General features: G+C 65.0%; 3 protein-coding genes. All 3 read right to left on the bottom strand.

Going from position 1 to position 2,409, the window contains the following annotated elements; genetic code table 11:
- A partial coding sequence (gene trmB / locus ACYVOC_RS01955; protein WP_461160696.1) for a tRNA (guanosine(46)-N7)-methyltransferase TrmB occupies nucleotides 1–761 on the bottom strand: 761 nt, incomplete at its 3' end.
- A complete protein-coding gene (gene gluQRS / locus ACYVOC_RS01950; RefSeq protein WP_461160695.1) occupies nucleotides 740–1,705 on the bottom strand; it encodes a tRNA glutamyl-Q(34) synthetase GluQRS in 966 nt (321 codons plus the stop codon). The genes gluQRS and trmB, both read right to left, overlap by 22 nt.
- Nucleotides 1,702–2,409 (bottom strand): NAD(P)/FAD-dependent oxidoreductase (locus tag ACYVOC_RS01945; RefSeq protein WP_461160694.1); only part of this gene is annotated, 708 nt, incomplete at its 5' end. The genes ACYVOC_RS01945 and gluQRS, both read right to left, overlap by 4 nt.

Genomic DNA, 2,409 nt, shown 5'->3' with positions numbered 1-2,409 from the left:
TGTCCCAGGCGCAGGCCGCGATTTTCGAACTTGGTCAGCGGACGATATTCGGGTTGCGGTGCATAACCCTCGGCGGTGTTGGCCAGCAAGGGTTCTGCGCCGAGCACTTGCAGCATCTGCTCGGCATAAGGCTGCCAGTCGGTGGCGCAATGGATGTAGCCGCCGGGCTTGAGTCGTGCCGCCAGTTTGGCGATCAGAGGCTGCTGGATGAGGCGCCGCTTGTTGTGTTTCTTTTTGTGCCAAGGGTCGGGAAAGAAGATGTGCACGCCGTCCAGGCTTGCAGGGGCCAGCATGTGGTCCAGCACCTCTACGGCGTCGTGTTGCACGATGCGTATGTTCGTCTGGCCCTGCTCGCCGATGCGTTTGAGCAAGGCGCCAACACCGGGTTCGTGCACTTCGCAGCACAGGAAGTTGTCCTCTGGCCGTACACGGGCGATATGCGCCGTGGCTTCGCCCATGCCGAAGCCGATCTCCAGCACCAGCGGGGCACTGCGACCAAATAAGGCTGTGGCGTCTAGCACAGCGGCGGTGTACGGTACGACGAAGCGCGGCCCCAGGTCTTCGAAGGCTTTGGCCTGGCCGGTGGTAGTGCGCCCGGCCCGGCGCACAAAGCTCTTGATGGTCTTGGGGTAGGCTACGCCGACGGGCGCGTTGCCAGCGGGCGGAGAGCGATCGTCCGGCGTTGCAGCATTGCTGCACGGAGCGGCGGGAGCGGTGGAATGCGTTGCGGTCACAGAGATCAATTGTAGAGAGGCATCCATGCCTTGACCCACTGGGACAAGACATCGTTCAGGCTTGTGTTGTCAGGATGCACCAATGTGGGGAGATTCAGCACAGTGGCGGCCGCTTGCAGCGCCTGGAGCGGGTTGTCCAGCACCAGCGGCGCGGCGCCATGCTGCTTGGAGAGCTTTTCGCCATCAGCACCCCGCACGAGCGGGGTGTGCAGGTACAGCGGTGTTGGCTGTTGCAGCGCCTGCTGCAAAAGGATCTGCCGGGGCGTGTTGTCGGCAAGGTCTTCGCCGCGCACGACATGGGTGATGGCTTGCGCGGCGTCGTCCACCACCACGGCCAGTTGGTAGGCCCACAGGCCATCGGCGCGGCGTAGCACGAAGTCGCCCACGCTGCATGGTACGTCCTGCTGCTGCGAACCCAAGCGGCGGTCTGTCCAGTGCAGCGTATTATTTGCTATCGAAAATGTAGCTGACTGCGCTTGACAGGCGGGCGTTGAATTCTGTTTTTTCATAAAGTCGGTGGTGGCAAAACGCCACGACCGGGCAGCGCGCCCCTGCAGGCCGTTGCGGCAGGTGCCGGGGTAGGGGCGCTCAATGTGGCGCTGGCGTGTGTGGCCTGCGGCTTCATGGACCATTTCAATGTCCTTGCGTGTGCAAGCGCAGGGGTAGGCCAGTCCGCAAGCTAAAAGCTGATCCAGCGCCTGCTGGTACAGGGCGCCCCGGCGGGATTGCCACAGCGGTGGTTCGTCGGGCACCAGGCCGCAGGTCGCCAGCTGGGCAAGAATGTGTTCGCCTGCGCCAGGCAGGCAACGGGGTGTGTCCACATCTTCGATACGTACCAGCCAGCGGCCGCCCTGGCCGCCGTTCCATGCGCGCGCATCCAGCCAACTGGCCAGCGCAGCCACCAGCGAGCCTGCATGCAGCGGGCCCGTAGGCGATGGCGCAAACCGGCCAACGTAACCCCCTGCGCTCATGCAATGGCGAGTGCCAGTTCCAGTCCGGAAATGAAGGCATCTTCGAGCCGGTGGCCCAGGCACCAGTCGCCACAGGCGCCAAGACCTGTGGCTTCGTCCCAGAGGTGGCTCTGGCCCAGGGGCTTGGTGGTCTGCGCGTAACGCCAGCGGTGCACTTCGGCATGCGCGGGTGCGGCACGGATGCCGGTGACCTCAGAAAACGCCTTGAGCAACTTGGCCTGCACGCGATCGGGATCATCCTCGAGGTGCTCTGCCGACCATGCCGGGCTGGCCTGCACCGTCCAGCGCTCAATGCTGTTACGGCCTGGCTTGGACGACTCGCGTGCCAACCACGCGATGCGGTGGTGGGTGCTGCGGGCGGCATTCCATTGCGGTCCCAGCGTGGTCAGGCCCGGGCGCACGGCTTGCGGAAAGGCCGCCATCAGTGTCCAGCAGGGGGCCTGGGATACGTGGGCCATGGCCTGTGAGAGTGCGCTGCCGGTGCCGCTGGCGTCCAGCAGGGCGCGGGCTGGGGTTGCAGGTTGGGCGATGAGAACGGCATCAAAACCGGCGACGACGTGCTGGGCACCGTCGGTTTCTTCCGTGCAGAGCTGCCAGTTGCCCGGGGCCATGCGATCAGGCTCGATGCGCACCACGCGGGTGTGGGTTTGCAGGCGGCCTGCCTGCTGCAAAGGTTGCGCCCAAGCGGCCACCAGGCTGCCCAT

It is taken from the genome of Simplicispira piscis, assembly GCF_054783455.1.
The sequence above is the reverse complement of the archived record's forward strand: the minus strand, read 5'-3'. Positions and strand labels throughout refer to the sequence as shown.

Bases quoted from the DNA above. Each gene is read 5' to 3' on its own strand.
- gluQRS (WP_461160695.1), bottom strand. From the start codon at position 1,705: ATGAGCGCAGGGGGTTACGTTGGCCGGTTTGCGCCATCGCCTACGGGC.